This window comes from Planomonospora sp. ID67723 (assembly GCF_015711605.1).
GTDB lineage: Bacteria > Actinomycetota > Actinomycetes > Streptosporangiales > Streptosporangiaceae > Planomonospora_A.
On the sequence record NZ_JABTEZ010000001.1, the window covers coordinates 1,292,923 to 1,309,304 of the forward strand.

At 72.7% G+C, this 16,382-nt stretch carries 16 protein-coding genes; 10 read left to right on the top strand and 6 right to left on the bottom strand.

Annotated elements, in window-relative coordinates:
* Positions 1 to 29 precede the first annotated feature (29 nt).
* Positions 30 to 2,156 (bottom strand): type VII secretion-associated serine protease mycosin, encoded by a 2,127-nt coding sequence (mycP, locus tag HS041_RS06150; RefSeq protein WP_196439516.1) that lies wholly within the window; start codon positions 2,154 to 2,156, stop codon positions 30 to 32.
* Positions 2,157 to 2,343: 187 nt separating this feature from the next.
* Positions 2,344 to 2,934 (bottom strand): CGNR zinc finger domain-containing protein, encoded by a 591-nt coding sequence (locus HS041_RS06155; protein ID WP_230878793.1) that lies wholly within the window; start codon positions 2,932 to 2,934, stop codon positions 2,344 to 2,346.
* A gap of 63 nt (positions 2,935 to 2,997) precedes the next feature.
* Here HS041_RS06155 and HS041_RS06160 point away from each other — a divergent pair, with 63 nt between their 5' ends.
* Positions 2,998 to 3,378 carry a nuclear transport factor 2 family protein gene (locus HS041_RS06160; protein ID WP_196439517.1) on the top strand — a complete coding sequence of 127 codons (381 nt, stop codon included), beginning with the start codon at positions 2,998 to 3,000 and terminating at the stop codon, positions 3,376 to 3,378.
* A 45-nt stretch (positions 3,379 to 3,423) separates the two neighbouring features.
* Here the strand turns inward: HS041_RS06160 and HS041_RS06165 are convergent, their stop codons facing one another.
* Entirely contained in the window at positions 3,424 to 4,020 is a 597-nt protein-coding gene (locus tag HS041_RS06165; protein WP_307845189.1) for a Uma2 family endonuclease, read from the bottom strand.
* A 42-nt stretch (positions 4,021 to 4,062) separates the two neighbouring features.
* Complete coding sequence (locus HS041_RS06170; protein ID WP_196439519.1) at positions 4,063 to 4,962, bottom strand: EamA family transporter; 900 nt, start codon at positions 4,960 to 4,962, stop codon at positions 4,063 to 4,065.
* A 74-nt stretch (positions 4,963 to 5,036) separates the two neighbouring features.
* Between HS041_RS06170 and HS041_RS06175 the strand changes: the two genes are divergently transcribed.
* From HS041_RS06175 to HS041_RS06205, 7 genes are all read left to right on the top strand, one after another.
* Positions 5,037 to 6,002, top strand: coding sequence for a LysR family transcriptional regulator (locus HS041_RS06175; RefSeq protein ID WP_196439520.1), 966 nt, complete (start codon positions 5,037 to 5,039; stop codon positions 6,000 to 6,002).
* A gap of 12 nt (positions 6,003 to 6,014) precedes the next feature.
* Positions 6,015 to 6,653: a histidine phosphatase family protein gene (locus tag HS041_RS06180; RefSeq protein WP_196439521.1), complete on the top strand. Its 639-nt coding sequence runs from the start codon at positions 6,015 to 6,017 to the stop codon at positions 6,651 to 6,653.
* A gap of 56 nt (positions 6,654 to 6,709) precedes the next feature.
* A complete protein-coding gene (locus HS041_RS06185; RefSeq protein WP_196439522.1) occupies positions 6,710 to 7,288 on the top strand; it encodes a TlpA family protein disulfide reductase in 579 nt (192 codons plus the stop codon).
* Positions 7,289 to 7,327: 39 nt separating this feature from the next.
* Positions 7,328 to 8,062 carry a cytochrome c biogenesis CcdA family protein gene (locus HS041_RS06190; RefSeq protein WP_196439523.1) on the top strand — a complete coding sequence of 245 codons (735 nt, stop codon included), beginning with the start codon at positions 7,328 to 7,330 and terminating at the stop codon, positions 8,060 to 8,062.
* Positions 8,062 to 9,618 carry a cytochrome c biogenesis protein ResB gene (gene resB / locus HS041_RS06195; protein ID WP_196439524.1) on the top strand — a complete coding sequence of 519 codons (1,557 nt, stop codon included), beginning with the start codon at positions 8,062 to 8,064 and terminating at the stop codon, positions 9,616 to 9,618. Before HS041_RS06190 ends, resB begins: the two co-directional genes overlap by 1 nt.
* The gene (gene ccsA / locus HS041_RS06200) at positions 9,608 to 10,627 is read left to right on the top strand and encodes a cytochrome c biogenesis protein CcsA (protein ID WP_196439525.1); all 1,020 of its coding nucleotides are present in this window, start codon (positions 9,608 to 9,610) and stop codon (positions 10,625 to 10,627) included. Before resB ends, ccsA begins: the two co-directional genes overlap by 11 nt.
* A gap of 163 nt (positions 10,628 to 10,790) precedes the next feature.
* Complete coding sequence (locus HS041_RS06205) at positions 10,791 to 14,333, top strand: serine/threonine-protein kinase (protein WP_196439526.1); 3,543 nt, start codon at positions 10,791 to 10,793, stop codon at positions 14,331 to 14,333.
* A 71-nt stretch (positions 14,334 to 14,404) separates the two neighbouring features.
* On the opposite strand, the gene HS041_RS06210 is transcribed toward HS041_RS06205, so the two are convergent.
* The gene (locus HS041_RS06210; RefSeq protein WP_230878444.1) at positions 14,405 to 14,710 is read right to left on the bottom strand and encodes a PLD nuclease N-terminal domain-containing protein; all 306 of its coding nucleotides are present in this window, start codon (positions 14,708 to 14,710) and stop codon (positions 14,405 to 14,407) included.
* 139 nt (positions 14,711 to 14,849) lie between these two features.
* On the opposite strand from HS041_RS06210, the gene HS041_RS06215 reads away from it, so the two are divergent.
* A complete protein-coding gene (locus HS041_RS06215) occupies positions 14,850 to 15,680 on the top strand; it encodes a hypothetical protein (RefSeq protein ID WP_196439528.1) in 831 nt (276 codons plus the stop codon).
* A gap of 10 nt (positions 15,681 to 15,690) precedes the next feature.
* Positions 15,691 to 15,930 (top strand): hypothetical protein, encoded by a 240-nt coding sequence (locus HS041_RS06220; protein WP_196439529.1) that lies wholly within the window; start codon positions 15,691 to 15,693, stop codon positions 15,928 to 15,930.
* A gap of 126 nt (positions 15,931 to 16,056) precedes the next feature.
* On the opposite strand, the gene HS041_RS06225 is transcribed toward HS041_RS06220, so the two are convergent.
* On the bottom strand, positions 16,057 to 16,296 hold the full coding sequence (locus tag HS041_RS06225) for a BldC family transcriptional regulator (protein ID WP_012887349.1): 240 nt from the start codon (positions 16,294 to 16,296) through the stop codon (positions 16,057 to 16,059).
* Positions 16,297 to 16,382: the final 86 nt, after the last annotated feature.

The window sequence follows — 16,382 nt, forward strand, 5'->3', positions numbered from 1 at the left end:
GGGGCGTTCTCTCCCGGCGTCGCGGATGGTCACCGGACGCTGATCTTCGCGGACGTCACCGGGAGCAGGTCGGCGGTGGCGGGCACCACGACCTGGTACGTGCCGCGGGACAGCCTGCCGACGGTGTGGTACGCGCCGTGTGAGACGGTCACCGTTCTCACGGTGCGCCACCCGCCGCGGGAGTACTGCTGCACCCGCACGCGCTGCTTCTGCGGCGAGTCGACCCTGAAGGCCAGCCGCTGCTTTCCGCCCGCCGCCGTCACCCTCGGCCGGACCAGGACCGTTGCGGTCGGGCTGGTGCTGGCCTGCGCGATCGCGGTACCGGTGAACCGCGCGTATGCGAGGATCCCGGCGTTCACGCGCAGTGAGATGGCGGCGGTGCCGTCGTGGACGGCCACGTTCGCGCAGGTGTGGGCGGAGGCGCTGATCCTGCGGATGCACAGCCGGGCGGGACCGGTGACCGGGGCGCCGGAGGCGGTCTGGACGGTCACGGTCATCTTCACGGCCTGTCCGGGGGCCAGAGTGGTGCCGGACACGCTCAGCTCGGTGTCGGTGACCGCCGGGGGAGCAGGCTCCTCCGGCGCATCGGGGGTGGGGGTCGGCTGGCCGGAGTCGGCCGCGGTGACCGCGGTGAGCGGCTGGATCAGGCCGGCGCCGAAGAAGTCGTCTCGGCCGGCCGCGCCGAGGTCGTGCGCGGTGCCCACGAGCCGGGCGGCCACCTCGGAGACCCCCATCGCCGGGAACCTCGCGCGGATCAGCGCCGCGGCGGCGGCGACGTGCGGGGTGGCCATCGAGGTGCCGTCCATGTAGACGTACCGGCCCGAGGGGTAGGTGGACGCGACGTCCACGCCAGGGGCGGCCAGGTCGACGTAGGGTTTGTACCCGGAGAACACCGCGCGGGCATCGGTCTCGTCGGTGGCCGCGACCGTGATGAGATCGGGGTAGGCGGCCGGGTACTCCGTCGGGTTGCCGCAGTTCACCCCGGGCATCGGGCTGGAGAGCGTCGCGCAGTCCCGCCCGGAGTTGCCCGCGGCGGCGACCACGACGACGTCCTTGCCGAGGGCGTAGTCGATCGCGGCCTTCAGCATGGGGTCGTCCTGGGGACCGCCCAGCGACAGGTTGACGACGGTCGCCCCGTGGTCCACGGCGTAGGCGATCCCCTGGGCGACGTCGGAGTTCCAGCCGCTACCCTCCGAGTCGAGCACCCGGACCGGCAGGATCCTGGCACCGGGCGCGAGACCGGCGACCCCCAGGCCGTTGCCCGCTCTCGCGGCGATGGTGCCGGCGACATGGGTGCCGTGCCCGTTCGGGTCGGTGCGCCCGTCGCCGCCGCTCGTCACGAGGTCGGCGCCGGGCAGGACGGCCCCGGTCAGGTCCGGGTGGGAGCCGTCCACACCGGTGTCGACGACGGCCACGGTCTGTCCCGTGCCGGTCGCCGACGTCCACGCGGCCTCTGCGGACAGCCGGTCCAGCGGCCACTGGACGTAGCGGAACGTGTCGTTGGCGGTCGCGGCCGCCGCCGCCGTCGGTCCGGGTGCGGCGGTGCCGGCGGCGCCCTCGGTCGGGTCGGCGGCGGTGCCCTCGGCGGGGTCGGCGGCGGTGACCGGGCGGGGCTCGTCCGCGACGGAGACTTTCGAGTCGACGGTGACGGCGAGCACGTCGGGCGCGGTGCGGGCGTCGAGCACCGCTCCGGTGGCCTGCCGGCGGTCCTCGGCGGTGGTAACGGTGATCTTCGGTCGTCCGGCGGAGTCGGAGGTCAGGGTGACGACGCGGACCGGCCCGCGCTCCGGCGCGTCGGCGACGACCTCGGAGACCGGGCCGGTCAGGCCGGCCCGGTCCCGCGGCTTCCAGTCCTCGCGGGGGCGGGGGCGGGGACGAGGTCCGGGCGGTGCCGGCTGCCCGCCGCGGGGAGGGACGGCCGTGGTGGCGGGTGCGCTCACCGGGCCGTCCTCCGGCGTCGGAGGACGGGTTCCGGCGGGGGGAGGCGCGCTCACCGGACGGGCGTCCGGAGTCCGAGCGGAGGGAGTCGGTGCGACGGGGGCCGGTGCGGCGGCCGTACGGGCGGCCGGGGTGCCGGGGGAGCAGACGACGAGGCCGGCGGTGACCACCGCGGCGGCCACGGTGAGCGTACTCAGCGCGCGAATGACGGCTGGCATGGCAGACCCTCCATGGTCCGGTGACAAGCCATGCGCGGACCGTTCCGGCGGGGGCCGGTCAGCGCACCGTTCTCATCGGCCGCCTGCCGGGCCTGCTTAGCATTCACCGCGAGAGATTTCCGATCCGCTCCCGAGCGTGATCGCCGGCGTGCCGTCCTGCGACGGTGGGGAGGGGCCGGCCGGTCTCTCAGCCGGGCGGATTCCTGTCGCGGCGGGTGCGGAGCTTGTGGCGGTTCCCGCAGCGGTCCATCGAGCACCAGCGCCGTGCCCCGGGGCGGGAGGTGTCGAGGAACAGCAGATAGCAGCGGTCGCCTTCGCACATCCGCACCCGGTCCAGGGCGGGGCCTGCGAACAGTGCGATGGCGTCGCGGGCGACCGCGGACAGGAACTGCGCCCCGGTCACGGGCGGAGCCCAGGAGCGGGTGAGATCGGGCTCGATGACCGGAGCGGGCGGCGGTGCGGCGGCGGCCTCGTTCAGGGCGGCAAGGTCGGCCGCCGCGAAGGAGCGCGAACCCCCGGCCGCCCCGGCGGCGAGCCGCCGGACGGCAGCCCGCAACCGCCGGGCGGCGGCCAGCTCCTCTGCGGAGACCTCGACCGGGCCGCCGACGCCGAGCCTGGACCGGGGGATCCAGGCGGCGAGGTCCTCGGGCCGGTGGAGCTGCTCCCATCTCGCCAGCTCGCCCTCACCCCCGGTGAGGAGGAACTCCAGGCTCAGGGTCCCGGCGTCGAACCTGAAGCGCTGTCCGTCGAGGGCGGTGAGTTCCATGCCGCTTGCCATGTCCACGTGCCCAGTGTAACACTTGACACCGGTTAAACCGGTGTCAGCGAGAAGGGGAACGCCATGAGCCTGGAGAGCACACTGATCGAGCTGAGCGAGAAGGCGTGGGAGGCCAACCGGAACGGCGACGCCGAGTTCTACGCCCGCTTCCTCGTCGAGGCTCCGCTGAGCGTCTCGCAGTGGGGTCTGGTGGACGACCGCGAGGCGATCCTGCGGGGTTTCGCCGAGAACCGGAATCCCTACACCCGGACGGAGCAGAGCGACCACCGGGTGGTCGCGCTCGGCGAGGACGGTGCGGTGCACACCAGCACCGTGGAGATCGACGTGCTGATGAACGGCACCGAGAAGCAGACCATGAGGGTCTTCGCCACCACCGCGTTCGTCCGCCGGGACGGCGAGTGGAAGGCCGCGCTGTTCCAGATCACCCCGGCCCCCGCCCGGTGACGGTTCCGCCGGTCGCTCGCGGCGGACGGTCGGGGCGCGGGTCTCCTAGCGGGGCAGCGCGTCCAGGTCGATGTCGATCGGGAACGGGACCGGGACGGTCAGCCGGCCGTGGTGGATGCCGGTGAGGCCGTACGCGCACGTGGCCGGGTCGAGCTCGTAGACGTAGACGACGGGCTTGCCGTCGTTGTTCTCGACCCGCCACAGATGGGCGATGCCGGCCTCGGCGTAGCGGGCCGGCTTGGTCTTGCGGTCGCGCTCCTCCGACTCGGGGGAGACCACCTCGACGACGAGGCGGACCTCGTCGGGGGTGTAGCAGGTGTGCTCGTCGTCGTCGGCCGCCGCCGCGTCGACGACCAGCACGTCGGGGCAGGGACGCGTACGGTGGCCGAGTTTGACGTCCATCTGGTCCACGGCGGACATCTGCTCGGGGGCCAGGTCGCCGAGGGCCGCGGTGAGACCACGGATCATGCGCTGGTGGAAGCGTTTCTGGGGGGATATGAAGACGAGGGCTCCATCGATCAACTCGACGTGCTTGAAGAAGTCGGGCTCGCCGTTCGGTCCCTCCGGCGGGAGCCGGTCCAGGTCGTCGGCGGTCCATCCCCATGGGGGCGGGGCCGGCCAGTATTCAAGCGCGCTGCTCACGTCGGTCACCGTAGCATCGTCTCCGTCACCCTGAGTGTTCATTCAGACCGCTTCCGTTGCCCTCTCCGCATTGTCTCTCCGCCTGCTCCCAAGGGAAACGGTACGGCGCGAGCGGGTGCCGGCGTACAGCACGCCGGAGAGGATCAGGACGGCGGCGGCGAGCTTGGCCGCCGAGACCGGTTCGCCGGTGGCCAGGGCGGCCGAGGACATGCCGAAGACCGGGACGAGCAGGCTGTACGGGGCGACCACCGAGGCGTCGTAGCGCTTGAGCAGGAATCCCCAGACGCCGAAACCGCCGAGGGTGGAGACCAGCGCCACGTAGAGCACCGAGAGGCTGCCCTCGACGGAGAACTCCAGCCGGGGCACGCCCTCGACCAGCAGGGACAGCACCGCCATGGGCACCGCGGCGACCGCGCTCAGCCAGACCATGAAGCGGAAGGAGTCGGGCGGTGCGGCCTTCCTGACCGCGATGTTCCCGGCGCCCCAGGCGAAGGCCGCCCCGACGACCAGGAGGAATGCGCCGACCGGTCCGCCGCCGCCCAGGTCGGCCGCGACCAGCGCCAGCCCGGCGAACGCCACCGCCATCCCGGTCACCCTGCGGGCGGTGATCCGCTCCTTCAGCAGGGCGGCCGCGAGCACCACCGTGAAGACGGCCTGGACCTGGACGACGAGCGAGGTGAGCCCGGCGGGCATGCCGGCGCGCATTCCCAGGAGCAGCAGGCCGTACTGGGCCACGCCGAGCGTGGCCCCGGCGGCGAGGACCCTGCGCCAGGGCACCCCGGGCCCGCCGGTGAACAGCAGGGCGGGGAAGGCCGCCAGGCCGAACCGGAGCGCGACGTAGAGCAGCGGCGGGAAGTGCCTGAGGCCGGCCTCCATGACGACGAAGTTGAATCCCCAGACGGCGGCGAGGCCGATGGCGAGCGCGAGGTGGCGGGTCTGCATCCTCTCAGCATGATTTTTCTGGATAGTTCAGCACAAGCAAGAATTCCTTCGTCCCACCGTTTAGGATCGCTTACATGTTGGATCTCAACCGGCTGAAGGCCCTGCATGCCGTGGCCGTCTACGGATCGGTGGGCGCGGCGGCCGACGCGCTCATGGTGACCCCCTCCGCGGTCTCGCAGCAGCTCGCCAAGCTGGAGCGGGAGACCGGCGCGACCCTGCTGGAGCGCAACGGGCGCGGGGTGCGGCTGACCGACGCGGCAGGACTGCTGGCCGACCACGCCGAGCGCATCCTCGCCCTGGTCGAGACCGCCGAGGCGGACTTCGAGGCGCTGCGCGGAGCGGTGGTGGGGCGGTTGAGCATCGGCGCGTTCCCCACGGCCGCCCGGGGGCTGCTCCCGCAGGCCCTGATGCGGCTGCAGGAGCGCCACCCCGACCTGGGGCTCCGGCTCCACGAGCGGGAGCCCGAGCGGCAGCTCCGCGAGGTGTCCCGGGGCGAGCTCGACCTGGCGGTGATCCAGGACTGGGTGAACCGGCCGATGGCCGTTCCCGAGGGCCTGTCCCGCGCGACGCTCTTCGACGACGTGGCCGACGTGATCCTGCCCGCGGGCCACCCCCTGGCCGACCGCGCCGAGATCGAGCTGCACGAGCTGTACGGGGACCGCTGGATCAGCGGCTCGCCCGGCACGGTCTGCCACGACTGGCTGGTCTACACGCTCCGCGCGGCCGAACTGGAGCCGGAGATCACCTGCATGGCCGACGAATATCCGACCCAGCTCGCCCTCGTCGCCGCCGGACAGGGATGCGCGATCGTCCCCCGCCTCGGGCGGGGTGTCTTCCCCGAGGGAGTGCGGGCCGTCGCGGTCCGGCCCCGCCCGATCCGCAGGATCTATGCGGTCTGGCGGAGCGACGCGGCCCGCCGCCCGGCGATCCGCGCCGCCGTCGACGCGCTCAAGGCGGTCTCGGCCGGTTTCCAGCCCCAGCCGGCCCCGGACCGCGCGGGCGGGCCGGTCTCCGTGTCGGTGCTCCCTACCAATGGGTAGGCTGTCGGCACCATGGCTGAGACCACTGTCGTTCATCTCCTGCGCCACGGCGAGGTGCACAACCCCGCCAACGTTCTGTACGGCAGGCTGCCGGACTACCACTTGTCGGAGAACGGCAGGCTGATGGCGGAGACCGTCGCCAAGTCGATCGCCGGACGCGACGTCGTCGCCCTCTTCTCCTCCCCGCTGGAGCGGGCCCAGGAGACCGCGGCCCCGCTCGCCGCGGCCTTCGGCCTGGAGGTCGGCCTCGACGAGCGGCTCATCGAGGCCGCCAACGTCTTCGAGGGCGTCTGCGTGGGCAACGGCGACGGGGTGTTCCGCAACCCGCGCCACTACCGTCACCTGTGGAACCCGCTCCGCCCCTCCTGGGGCGAGCCGTACGCCGAGGTGGTCGCGCGGATGCGCGGGGCGGTCCTCGCCGCCCGCGCCGCGGCGCGCGGCCACGAGGCGGTGCTGGTCAGTCACCAGCTCCCCATCTGGATCATCCGGCTCGCCGCGGAGGGCCGGCGCCTGGTGCACGACCCGCGCCGCAGGCAGTGCGGGCTCGCCAGTCTGACCAGCTTCACCTTCGAAGGAGACCGCCTGGCCAGCGTGGGGTACGGCGAGCCGGCGGCCGCGCTCGTCAAGCGCCCCACTGTGCCGGGCGCGTGACCCCGCCGGTAGAGTGACTGCTCTACCGGCTGTAGTACAGGGAGATCCTTCCACCGATGCGCGCCAAACCGTTCGCCGCCGCCGCGCTGCTCGTCGTCGCCGCCGCCACGGCCGGGTGCGCCGGGAGCCAGGCGTCGCAGCCTCAGGCGGGGGACACCCGCTTCGTGGCGGGGGACGGGAAGATCACCGTGTTCGCCGCCGCCGACCGCAAGGCCGCCCCCGCGGTGGAGGGGCCGACCCTCACCGAGGGCACCGCCTCGCTCGCCGCGCACAAGGGCAAGGTCGTCGTGATCAACTTCTGGGCCTCCTGGTGCGCGCCCTGCCGGGCCGAGGCCCCCGTCCTGGCGGACGTCGCCGCCAGGACCAAGGCGGACGGCGTGGAGTTCCTCGGCGTCGACTTCAAGGACGACAAGGCCAGGGCGCTCGCCTTCGAGAAGAACCAGAAGCCCGGCTATCCCAGCATCTTCGACCAGCCGGGCAAGGTCGCACTGGCCTTCCAGGGCACGGTCCCCCCGGCGGCCATCCCCTCGACCCTGATCATCGACCGCCAGGGCCGCATCGCCGCGCGTGCCCTCGGCGCGGTCAGATACACCGACCTGCTCGACGCGGTCACCAGGATCAGCGATGAGAAGTAGGCCGGAGCCGTTCCGACGCCGCCGAGCGGAGCCGCCGCGATGAGCGCCGACCTGGTGGGCACGGTGGCGAGCGGCTCGCTCGCCCTCGCGCTGCCGATCGCACTCGCCGCCGGGCTGGTGTCGTTCCTGTCGCCGTGCGTGCTGCCGCTGGTCCCCGGATACCTGTCCTACGTCACCGGGATGAGCACCGACCCCCGCCGGGGCCGGATGACCCTGGGCATGGTGCTGTTCGTCCTCGGCTTCGCCGCCGTGTTCGTGGCCCAGGGGGCGCTTCTCGGAGGACTGGGCGCGGTGCTGTTCGGCAACATCGACGGCATCACCCGGGTGCTCGGGGCGCTCACGATCGTGCTGGGGCTCGCCTTCATGGGATTCGTCCCGGGCCTCCAGCGGGACGTCCGCGTCCACCGGCTCCCGGCCGCCGGGCTCGCCGGGGCGCCGCTGCTGGGCGTGGTGTTCGGCCTCGGCTGGACCCCCTGCATCGGCCCCACCCTCGGGGTCGTGCTCACCCTCGGTGTGACCGAGGGCAGCGCCGGGCGCGGCGCGCTCCTCGCCTTCGGTTACGCGCTCGGGCTCGGCCTGCCGTTCGTGGCCGCGGGGCTGGCCTACCGCAGGGCGCTGCACGCGTTCAAGGCGGTCCGCCGCCACTCACAGCTGATCACCCGGGTGGGCGGGGCCATGCTGGTCGCCGTCGGCCTGCTGCTCGTCACCGGTCTCTGGACGGAGCTCGTCGCGACGATGCAGGGGTGGATCGGCGGATTCCAGCCGGTGATCTGATGACTGCTACCGATACCGAGACCAGGCCGGACGAGGTCCGGCCCGTGAAGCTGGGCGCCGTGGGCTGGGCGCGCTGGTTCTGGCGCACGCTCACCTCGATGCGTACCGCGCTGATCCTGCTCTTCCTGTTCGCCCTCGCCTCGATCCCGGGTTCGATCTGGCCGCAGCGCGGCGTCTCCGACGGCAAGGTCGCGCAGTACTACTCCGACAGCCCCGAGCTCGCCGAGTGGCTGGACCGGTTCTGGCTGTTCGACGTCTTCAAGGCGCCCTGGTTCGCGGCGATCTACCTGCTGCTGTTCGTCTCGCTGATCGGCTGCGTGCTCCCGCGCACCACGGCCCACCTGCGCGAGATGCGCAGGAAGCCGCCCGCAGCGCCGCGCAACCTCTCCCGCCTGCCCCAGCACGCCGTACTCGACGCGGACCTGACCGTCGAGGAGGCGGCCGGGCGGCTGCGCAGGCTCCGCTTCCGGGTCGTCACCGGACCCGGCTGGGTGGCCGCGGAGAAGGGATACCTGAAGGAGACCGGCAACCTGCTGTTCCACGTCGCGCTGGTCGGGCTGCTGGTCGCGGTCGGGATCGGCGCGCTGTACGGCTACCGCGGCAACGTGCTCGTCGTGGAGGGCGACGGCTTCGCCAACACCGTCGCCACCTACGACCGGTACACACCCGGCCAGCAGGTGAACGCCGAGTCGCTGGAGCCGTTCTCGTTCACGCTCGAGGACTTCCAGGCCACCTACATCGCCAAGGGCGAGAAGCGGGGCCAGGCGCTCGACTACGCGGCGACGCTCGCGGTGACCGACAGCCCGGGGGCCCCCGAGCGGAAGTACGAACTCAAGGTCAACGAGCCGCTCGACGTGAACGGCACCTTGACCTACCTGATCGACCACGGGTACGCCCCCACCTTCCGGATCACCGACGGCAGCGGGCAGGTCGTCCTGGAGGGAGCGGTGCCGTGCCTGGTCGTCCAGCCGGCCACCTTCGCCTCCGAGTGCGTCATCAAGATCCCGGACGCCCGGCCGGAGCAGCTCGGCATCCTGGCCGCCTTCCTGCCCACCACCGTGCCGACCGCGGGCGGGGAATGGACCTCGATCTTCCCCGGCACCGCCAACCCGACCGTGCAGGTGTACGGCGCGTTCGCCGGCGACCTCGGCATGCGCAACGGCGTCCCGCAGTCGGTCTACGAGATCCCGGCCGAGATCCTGAAGAAGATGAAGCCGCTGACCATGAAGGCCGACCCGCTGGCCGTGGGCGAGAAGCTCGACCTGCCGGGCGGGGCGGGCTCGATCGAGTTCACCGGCGTCAAGGAGTGGATCGCCCTCCAGATCACCCACGACCCCGGGCGCCTGCCCGCGCTGATCGCCGCCGGCCTGGCCACCGTCGCCGTGGTGTTCTCCCTGACCATCCGCCGCCGCCGGGTCTGGGTGCGGGTCGGGGACGGCGGAGCGGAGGCGGGCGGGCTCACCCGCACCGAAGGCGGTGACTTCGGCGAGGAGTTCGCCGGGATCGTCGCCGCCCTGAATCACGGCTCGAACCCTGGAGTGAAGGATGCCCGCTGAGGTCGATCCCGGTCTCGCCGCGCTGAGCGACCAGCTCATCCTGGCGACGGTGGTTCTCTACGCCATCGCGATGATCGGTTACGCGCTGGACCTCGCCTTCGGCCGGGCCCGGTCCGCCTCCCCGGCGAAGACGGAGGAGCGCTCGGAGGCGCAGGCGGCCGAGCCCGCGCTCGTCGCGGCCGGTGCGGCCGCCGCATCCGCCGGGACGGGTACGGCCGCCGCCCCCGCGGAGGCGGGCCGGAGCGGCGGCGCGGGGAGCGGAGCGGAGAAGGCCCCGCCCTCCTGGGTGATGCGGGCCGGAGCGGTCGCGACCGTCCTGGCCTGGATCGGCTTCGCCGTGCACCTCGGCTCCGTCCTCACCCGGGGGCTGGCGACGGGCCGGTGGCCCTGGGGCAACATGTACGAGTTCGTGGTGGCGATGTGCCTGGCGGCCATGGGCGCGTTCCTGCTGATGCAGCTGCGCTACCCGGTGCGGTTCCTGGGCGCCTCCGTCTCGGCCGCCGCGGGGCTCGGGCTCGGCTACGCCGTGCACTCCCTGCACGTGGAGGCGGGGCCCGCCATGGTCGCGCTGAACTCCTACTGGATCGCGATCCACGTCTCGGCGGCCATCATCGCCAGCGGCCTGTTCATCGTCGCGGGGGCCTGCGGGGTCATCTTCCTCATCAGGCACGACGCCGCCGACCACCTGCCGACCCGGCAGGAGCTGGAGCGGGTCGCGCACCGGGCCATCGTGATCGGTTTCCCGATCTGGACCTTCGCCGTGATCGCCGGTGCGCTCTGGGCGGACAAGGCGTGGGGCCGCTACTGGGGCTGGGACCCCAAGGAGATCTGGGCGTTCATCACCTGGATCGTCTACGCCGGTTACCTGCACGCCCGCGCCACCGCCGGCTGGAAGGGCAAGGCCGCCACGGCCGTGCAGCTCGTCGCCTTCGCCAGCCTGCTGTTCAACCTCATCGGCGTGAACATCTTCTTCGAGGGCCTGCACTCCTACGCCGAACTCCCCGACTAGGGCCTGTCCGAGGTTCGGATCACCAGGCTGCGGATCCGCCCCGCACGCGCGAGCCGGACGGACCCCGTTCCGCCGGCCGTCCGCGGACGTCTTCGAAAATCCCGGTTCCGGGCGAACCATACGGCTCGCCGGCTCATCGAAGAGCGTGGGAACGGAGCGTGCGATGAGCGGTGGTCTGATCGACGGGGATCCGCAGCGGCTGGGCGGTTACTGGCTGGCCGGCCGGCTGGGCGCCGGCGGCCAGGGAGTGGTGTACGAGGCCTACGACGCCGGGGGACGGCGCGTGGCGATCAAGGTACTGCACGGTGACGCGGGGACCGACGCCGAGCTGCGGCACCGCTTCGGCCGCGAGGCGGCGGCCGCGCGGAAGGTCGCCTCGTTCTGCACGGCGGGTGTGATCGACGCCGATCTGGACGGGGCGCGGCCGTACATCGTCTCCGAGTACGTGGAGGGCCCCAGCCTGCGCAGGGCCGTGAACGAGGGGCGCCTGTTCGGCGGGGGCGATCTGCACCGGCTGGCGACGGCGATAGCCACGGCGCTGACGGCGATCCACGACGCGGAGGTGATCCACCGTGACCTGAAGCCGGACAACGTGCTGCTGGGCCCGGACGGTCCACGGGTGATCGACTTCGGGGTGGCCCGGACGGCGGACATGTCGCTGACCGCGACCGGGGTGGTGTCGGGCACGCCGACCTACATGGCTCCCGAGGTGTTCACGGGAGAGCGGGCGGGGACCGCGGCCGACGTGTTCGCCTGGGGCGGGATCGTGCTGTTCGCCGCGACGGGGGCGGACCCGTTCCAGGCGGAGACGCTGGGCGCCGTGATGCACCGGGTGCTGTCGGTCCAGCCGAGGCTGGACGCGCTGCCCGAGATGCTGCGCCCGCTGGTCGCCGCCGCGCTCGCCAAGGATCCCCAGACCCGGCCGACCGCCAGAGACCTGCTGCTCGCGCTGACCAGTCAGGACGGCAGGCTCGACACCTCCCGGTTGCTCATGGCGGGCAGCGACGCCGGCGCCCTGGTCCGTGCGGACTCCGCCGATCCCGGGCTGGGGGTCCTCGCCGAGGATTCCTACGCCGCCCTCGGCCCGGCCGAGCGCGAGCTGGCTCCCGAGCTTTTCCTGCGGCTGGTGACGGTCACCCAGGACGGTCAGCAGATCCCACGGCGGGCGCGCTGGGCCGAGCTGCTGGACGGGCGTCCGGAGCACGAGGCGGCCGGGATCCGGCGGCTGGTGGAGACCTTCGCCTACCTGATCGCCCACGACGAGGAGGAGCTGTGGCTGTCGCGACCGGCGCTCCCGCTCGCCTGGCCCCGGCTGCGGCAGTGGGTGCGGGCCAACTGGGACGGCCTGGCGGCGCACCGGGACATCCTCGCCGCCGCGTGGCGCTGGCACGCCCAGGGCCGCCAGGTCGGCGACCTGTTCCAGGGCGGCACCCTGGAGAGCGCCATGAGCTGGGCGGCCACCGGCCGCCGCAACATCACGCTCAGCGCGGTCGAGCGGGACTTCCTGGAGGCCGGGGTCGCCCTGACCCGGCGCCGGGCCCGCCGCAGCCGCCTGGTCGCCTCGGCGCTGGCCGTGCTGCTGGTGACCGCCCTGGTCGCGGGGGCGATCGCCGTACGGCAGAGCAGGATGGCCGACGAGCGCGCCGTCACCATCGCCGCCCAGCGCGATGAGGCCCAGGCCCGCCAGCTGGCGGCCACGGCCGAGTCGCTGCGGGTGTCGGACCCGGTGCGGGCGATGCTGCTGAGCGTGGCCGCCTGGCGGCTGGACCCGGATGTGGTCGAGGCCCGGGCGGCGCTGACCGGCTCGCTCTCCCGGAGGGAGATCGCCGCGTTCCGGGACCCGTCCACCTCGGTGCGGACGGTGCGGGCGCTCAGCCGCGACGGGCGCATCCTCGCCAGCGCGAGCGAGGGCCGGGTCCGCCTCTGGGACGTGCGGTCCGGCCGGCAGATCACGAGCTTCTCCGGCGTGGACGACGACCTGCGTCAGATCGTGCTCGGCCCGGGCGGCAGGCTTCTGGTCACGGTGGGCAGGGAGGAGATCCGGAGCTGGGACGTGGCGACCGGCAGGCCGCACGGTCCCGCACGCGTCTATCCCGGCCAGGCGGACCTCGACCTCGGCGTCTCCTTCGGCCACTCCGAGGACTGGGTCGCCGTCTACGGCGGGCAGGGGCTGTCGGGCGTCCTGCACACCGGGACCGGTGAGGCGCGGGAGACGTCGGCGTCCGTCCTCGGGACATACGCCGACATCTCTTCCGACGGGCGCCACCTCGTCACGGGCGGCTTCCAGAGCCGGCCGGCGATCGTCGACCTCGGCACGCTGCGAGCCACCCCGCTGGGCGCCGACTGCCAGTGCTCCTCGCCGGTCGCCTACAGCCCGGACGGCCGGACCGTCGCGCTCGGCAAGGCCAAGCGGGTGGAGCTGTACGACACGGCCACCGGGGCGATGACGGCTCACCTCTCCGGCCGGGGGGACGGCGGGCCCCTGCGGTTCAGCGCCGACGGACGGTTCCTGACGGCGGTGGACTCGGCCGGCGACATCAGGATCTGGCGGCTGGAGGACCGGCGGCTGCTGCTGACGCACAGGACCGGTACGGAGGAACGGCCTTCGACGGCATTCGACCCGGACGGGCACACGCTGCGCTATCTCGTCGAGGACGGCGTCACGGCCTTGGACCTCTCTTCTGTGACCGGTGCCGCCACCCGGGGGCGGGCACTGCCCGGAGAGGCGGTGCTGAGCCCCGACTGGCGCCTGGCCGCCGTCAAGGAGTACGGCGAGAGCCGGGTCCAGCTCCTGGACGCGCACGAGCGCACCCCTGTCGCCACCCTGGAGCTGGGGAAGGGAACGACGGACGAGTTCGCCACGATGGTCTTCAGCGGCGACGGCAGGCGCCTGGTGGTCAGCGCGGGGACGACGGGCGAGATCACCGTCTGGGACACCGCGACCTTCCGGCGGCTCGCCGTCCTGTCCGCGGGGGAGGAACTCGCCGTGGGGGCGCTGGCGGTGGACGTCACCGGAACCATGGTGGCCGCCCAGATCAGCGGATTCATCGACGAGCCGATGCGCGGCGAGGTCCGGCTGTGGGAGGTGCCCGGCGGCCGGCAGCGCTGGGTCCGGCGCGAGCAGGATTCCGACGAGATGGTGTTCACCCCGGACGGCCGGGCCCTGGCGGTCACCTTCGGCGACCGGAGGCTGCTGGACACCTCGACCGGCGCGCCGTACGGCCCGCCGGTCAGCATGCGCAGCAGCTCGCTCACCTTCGACCGGACGGGTTCACGCTTCGCCGTCATCGACTCCGTGGGGCGCGTCTCGGTGTGGGGGACCGGGAGCAGGAGACGGATGGGGCCGGTGATCCGGGTCCGCGTCGAGGAGGACGTGGAGGCGTCGGCCGCCTTCTCCCCCGCGGGAGACGTGATCGCGGTGATGTCCGGCCCCCGGACGGTGGGGCTGTGGCACATCGCCACCGGCAGGCGGCTGGGCGGGGCGCTCGCCGTGGGGAGCGGGGAGCTGGTCGGCATGACCTTCACCGCGGACGGCTCCCGGCTCGTCACCTTGGACCGTGACGGTACCCGGATCGAGCATCCGGTCGATCCCGAGCCGGTGGCGGCGGCGGTCTGCGCGCGGGCCGGACGGACACTGACCCCCGACGAGTGGCGGACGCATCTCCCGGGCCTGGCCTACCGGGACGTGTGCGCGGTCCGGCGTTGAGCCCGCGGCGAGTCGGCGGGCGCGCAGCAGGGAGCCGGGCCGGCGCTTCGGCCGGGGTTCCGCCCGGAGGTTCAGTCCTCGTCGCGCAGGCGGCGGTCGAGGTCCTTGAGGAAGTCGGGGTCGTCGTCCGGGCCCTTCGGGGCCTGGGGGCGCGGTTTCGGGGCGGTGCCGTCACGGAAGACCGCGCGTGGGGCGCGCGGACCGAGGGGACGGCCGAGCAGCAACCAGAACAGGCCGCCGACAAGGGGCGTCAGCACCACGATGAGCACCCAAAGGATCTTGGGAAGGTTCCTGGTGTCCTCGTCCGGCGTGGTGATGACGTCGAACAGGCAGTAGAGCCAGAAAGCGAGCAGAGCCAGACCGAGAAGCACGGACATGCCCGAACTGTAAGCCATTCCGGGAACAGGTGCGTCCGTGACCGGCATTCGGGATGACGTGTGGAGATCCACCCCGTACGGTGGAACCCGGTGCCGCTTTCCCAGGGGGCGTGATGACGCAGCCGTGTGATCAGACGCGATGACCACCGACAGGGGCCGTCACCGGCGGCGATGGTGGCAGCGAGGGCCGGCGCACCGGACGGACGGCGCCGTCAGGGAGGCTCCGCGCGAGGTCCCGCGTGATCCGGAGCGGCGGATGCGGGCCGTGGCGGCTCCGCAGGGAGACCGCCCCCAGTACACCTGGCGCGACTTCGAACTCGTCGACGAGCGCCCCCGGGCCCAGCCCAATTCCCCCGACACCCCGGACCTGGGCGACGGCCTGCGGCACTGCGGGATGCTGGAGCGCATCCTGCACCGCCAGTGGGACGTCCGGAAGGGGCCGCCGCCTCCGGAGGTCGTGCGGGCGGTGGAGAGTCTCGCCCGGCTGCCCGACGGGCTGAAGGCCAGACTGGCCCAGGGGCTCGACGGGATCTACGTCGGCGAGGGCGGCGTGCCCGACCTGGACGACATGGGCTACCTCCGCGGTGCGCCGCTGCCCTCGGGCCGGGCGACCTGGGACATCTGCGCGGGAGCGTACGGCGACCGCAAGGTCGTGGTGGGAGACCGGCCCTCACCCACTCCCGACGTGATGATGCACGAGATCGGCCACGCCCTGGACGACGTGGACGCACCGCACGAGGACTGGGTCTCGGACTCCCCGGAGTTCGTCGCCCTCTACGAGCGCTGCGCTCCCGTCCTGGCCTCGTCCTTCCACCTGCAGCCGGGGACTCTGGGCCGCAGGGAGTTCTTCGCCGACGCCTTCGCCGCCATCGCCTCCCGTCAGCGTCCCGCCCTCGTGGACATGCTGGGCGGGGACACCCGGACGGCACTCGATGTCATGCTGTTCTTCAATCGGCGCTACGGAATCTAGGTGATCTGGGATGTACGTCATCCGGCTCGCTGACGGGACCCTGCGCGTGCCGCAGAGCCTGTCCAGCGATGACGGGCGTCTGATCGGCAACGCGTACGTGGAGATCTCCCCGGGGGACCCGGAGTACGACCGCTGGCTGCCCGAGTCGCTCACGGAGGAGGAGATGGCAGAACGACGCCGCAGGTGGCACGACGACAACGACGAGCTGGAACGGGAGTTCCTGGCCTTCAAGGCCGAACGGGACGGCTAGGGCGGACCGGCGAGCAGGACGGCCGGAGCCGAACAGGGCAGCCGGGAACGCCGGGTGACTCCACGGTGACCCTGCGGCTTCCGGGTAAGGCGCGCAGGATCACCGATGGTGTGACGTCATGAGCCGTCAGACGCGGGGAGACTCGCCCGCCGGCCTTTCGGCCGTCAGGACGTCCTCACCGCGAAGAAGGGCGTGCACTTCCGACTCGCGGAAGCGCCGGTGCCCTCCGGGGGTACGGATGCTGCTGATGCGGCCTGCCGCGGCCCAGCGCGTAACCGTCTTTGGGTCAACCCGGAAGAGGGCGGCAACCTCTCCAGGTGTCAGCAGACGCTCGCTGCTACTCTCCACAATCTCTCCCCCTCGCATCCCGCTTCCTGCCAGCGGGCGGACAGGTAACCAGTGTGCCGAGCGAAGCCTGATTTATCCGTGCTTTCCATCAAAGATCACGGGTT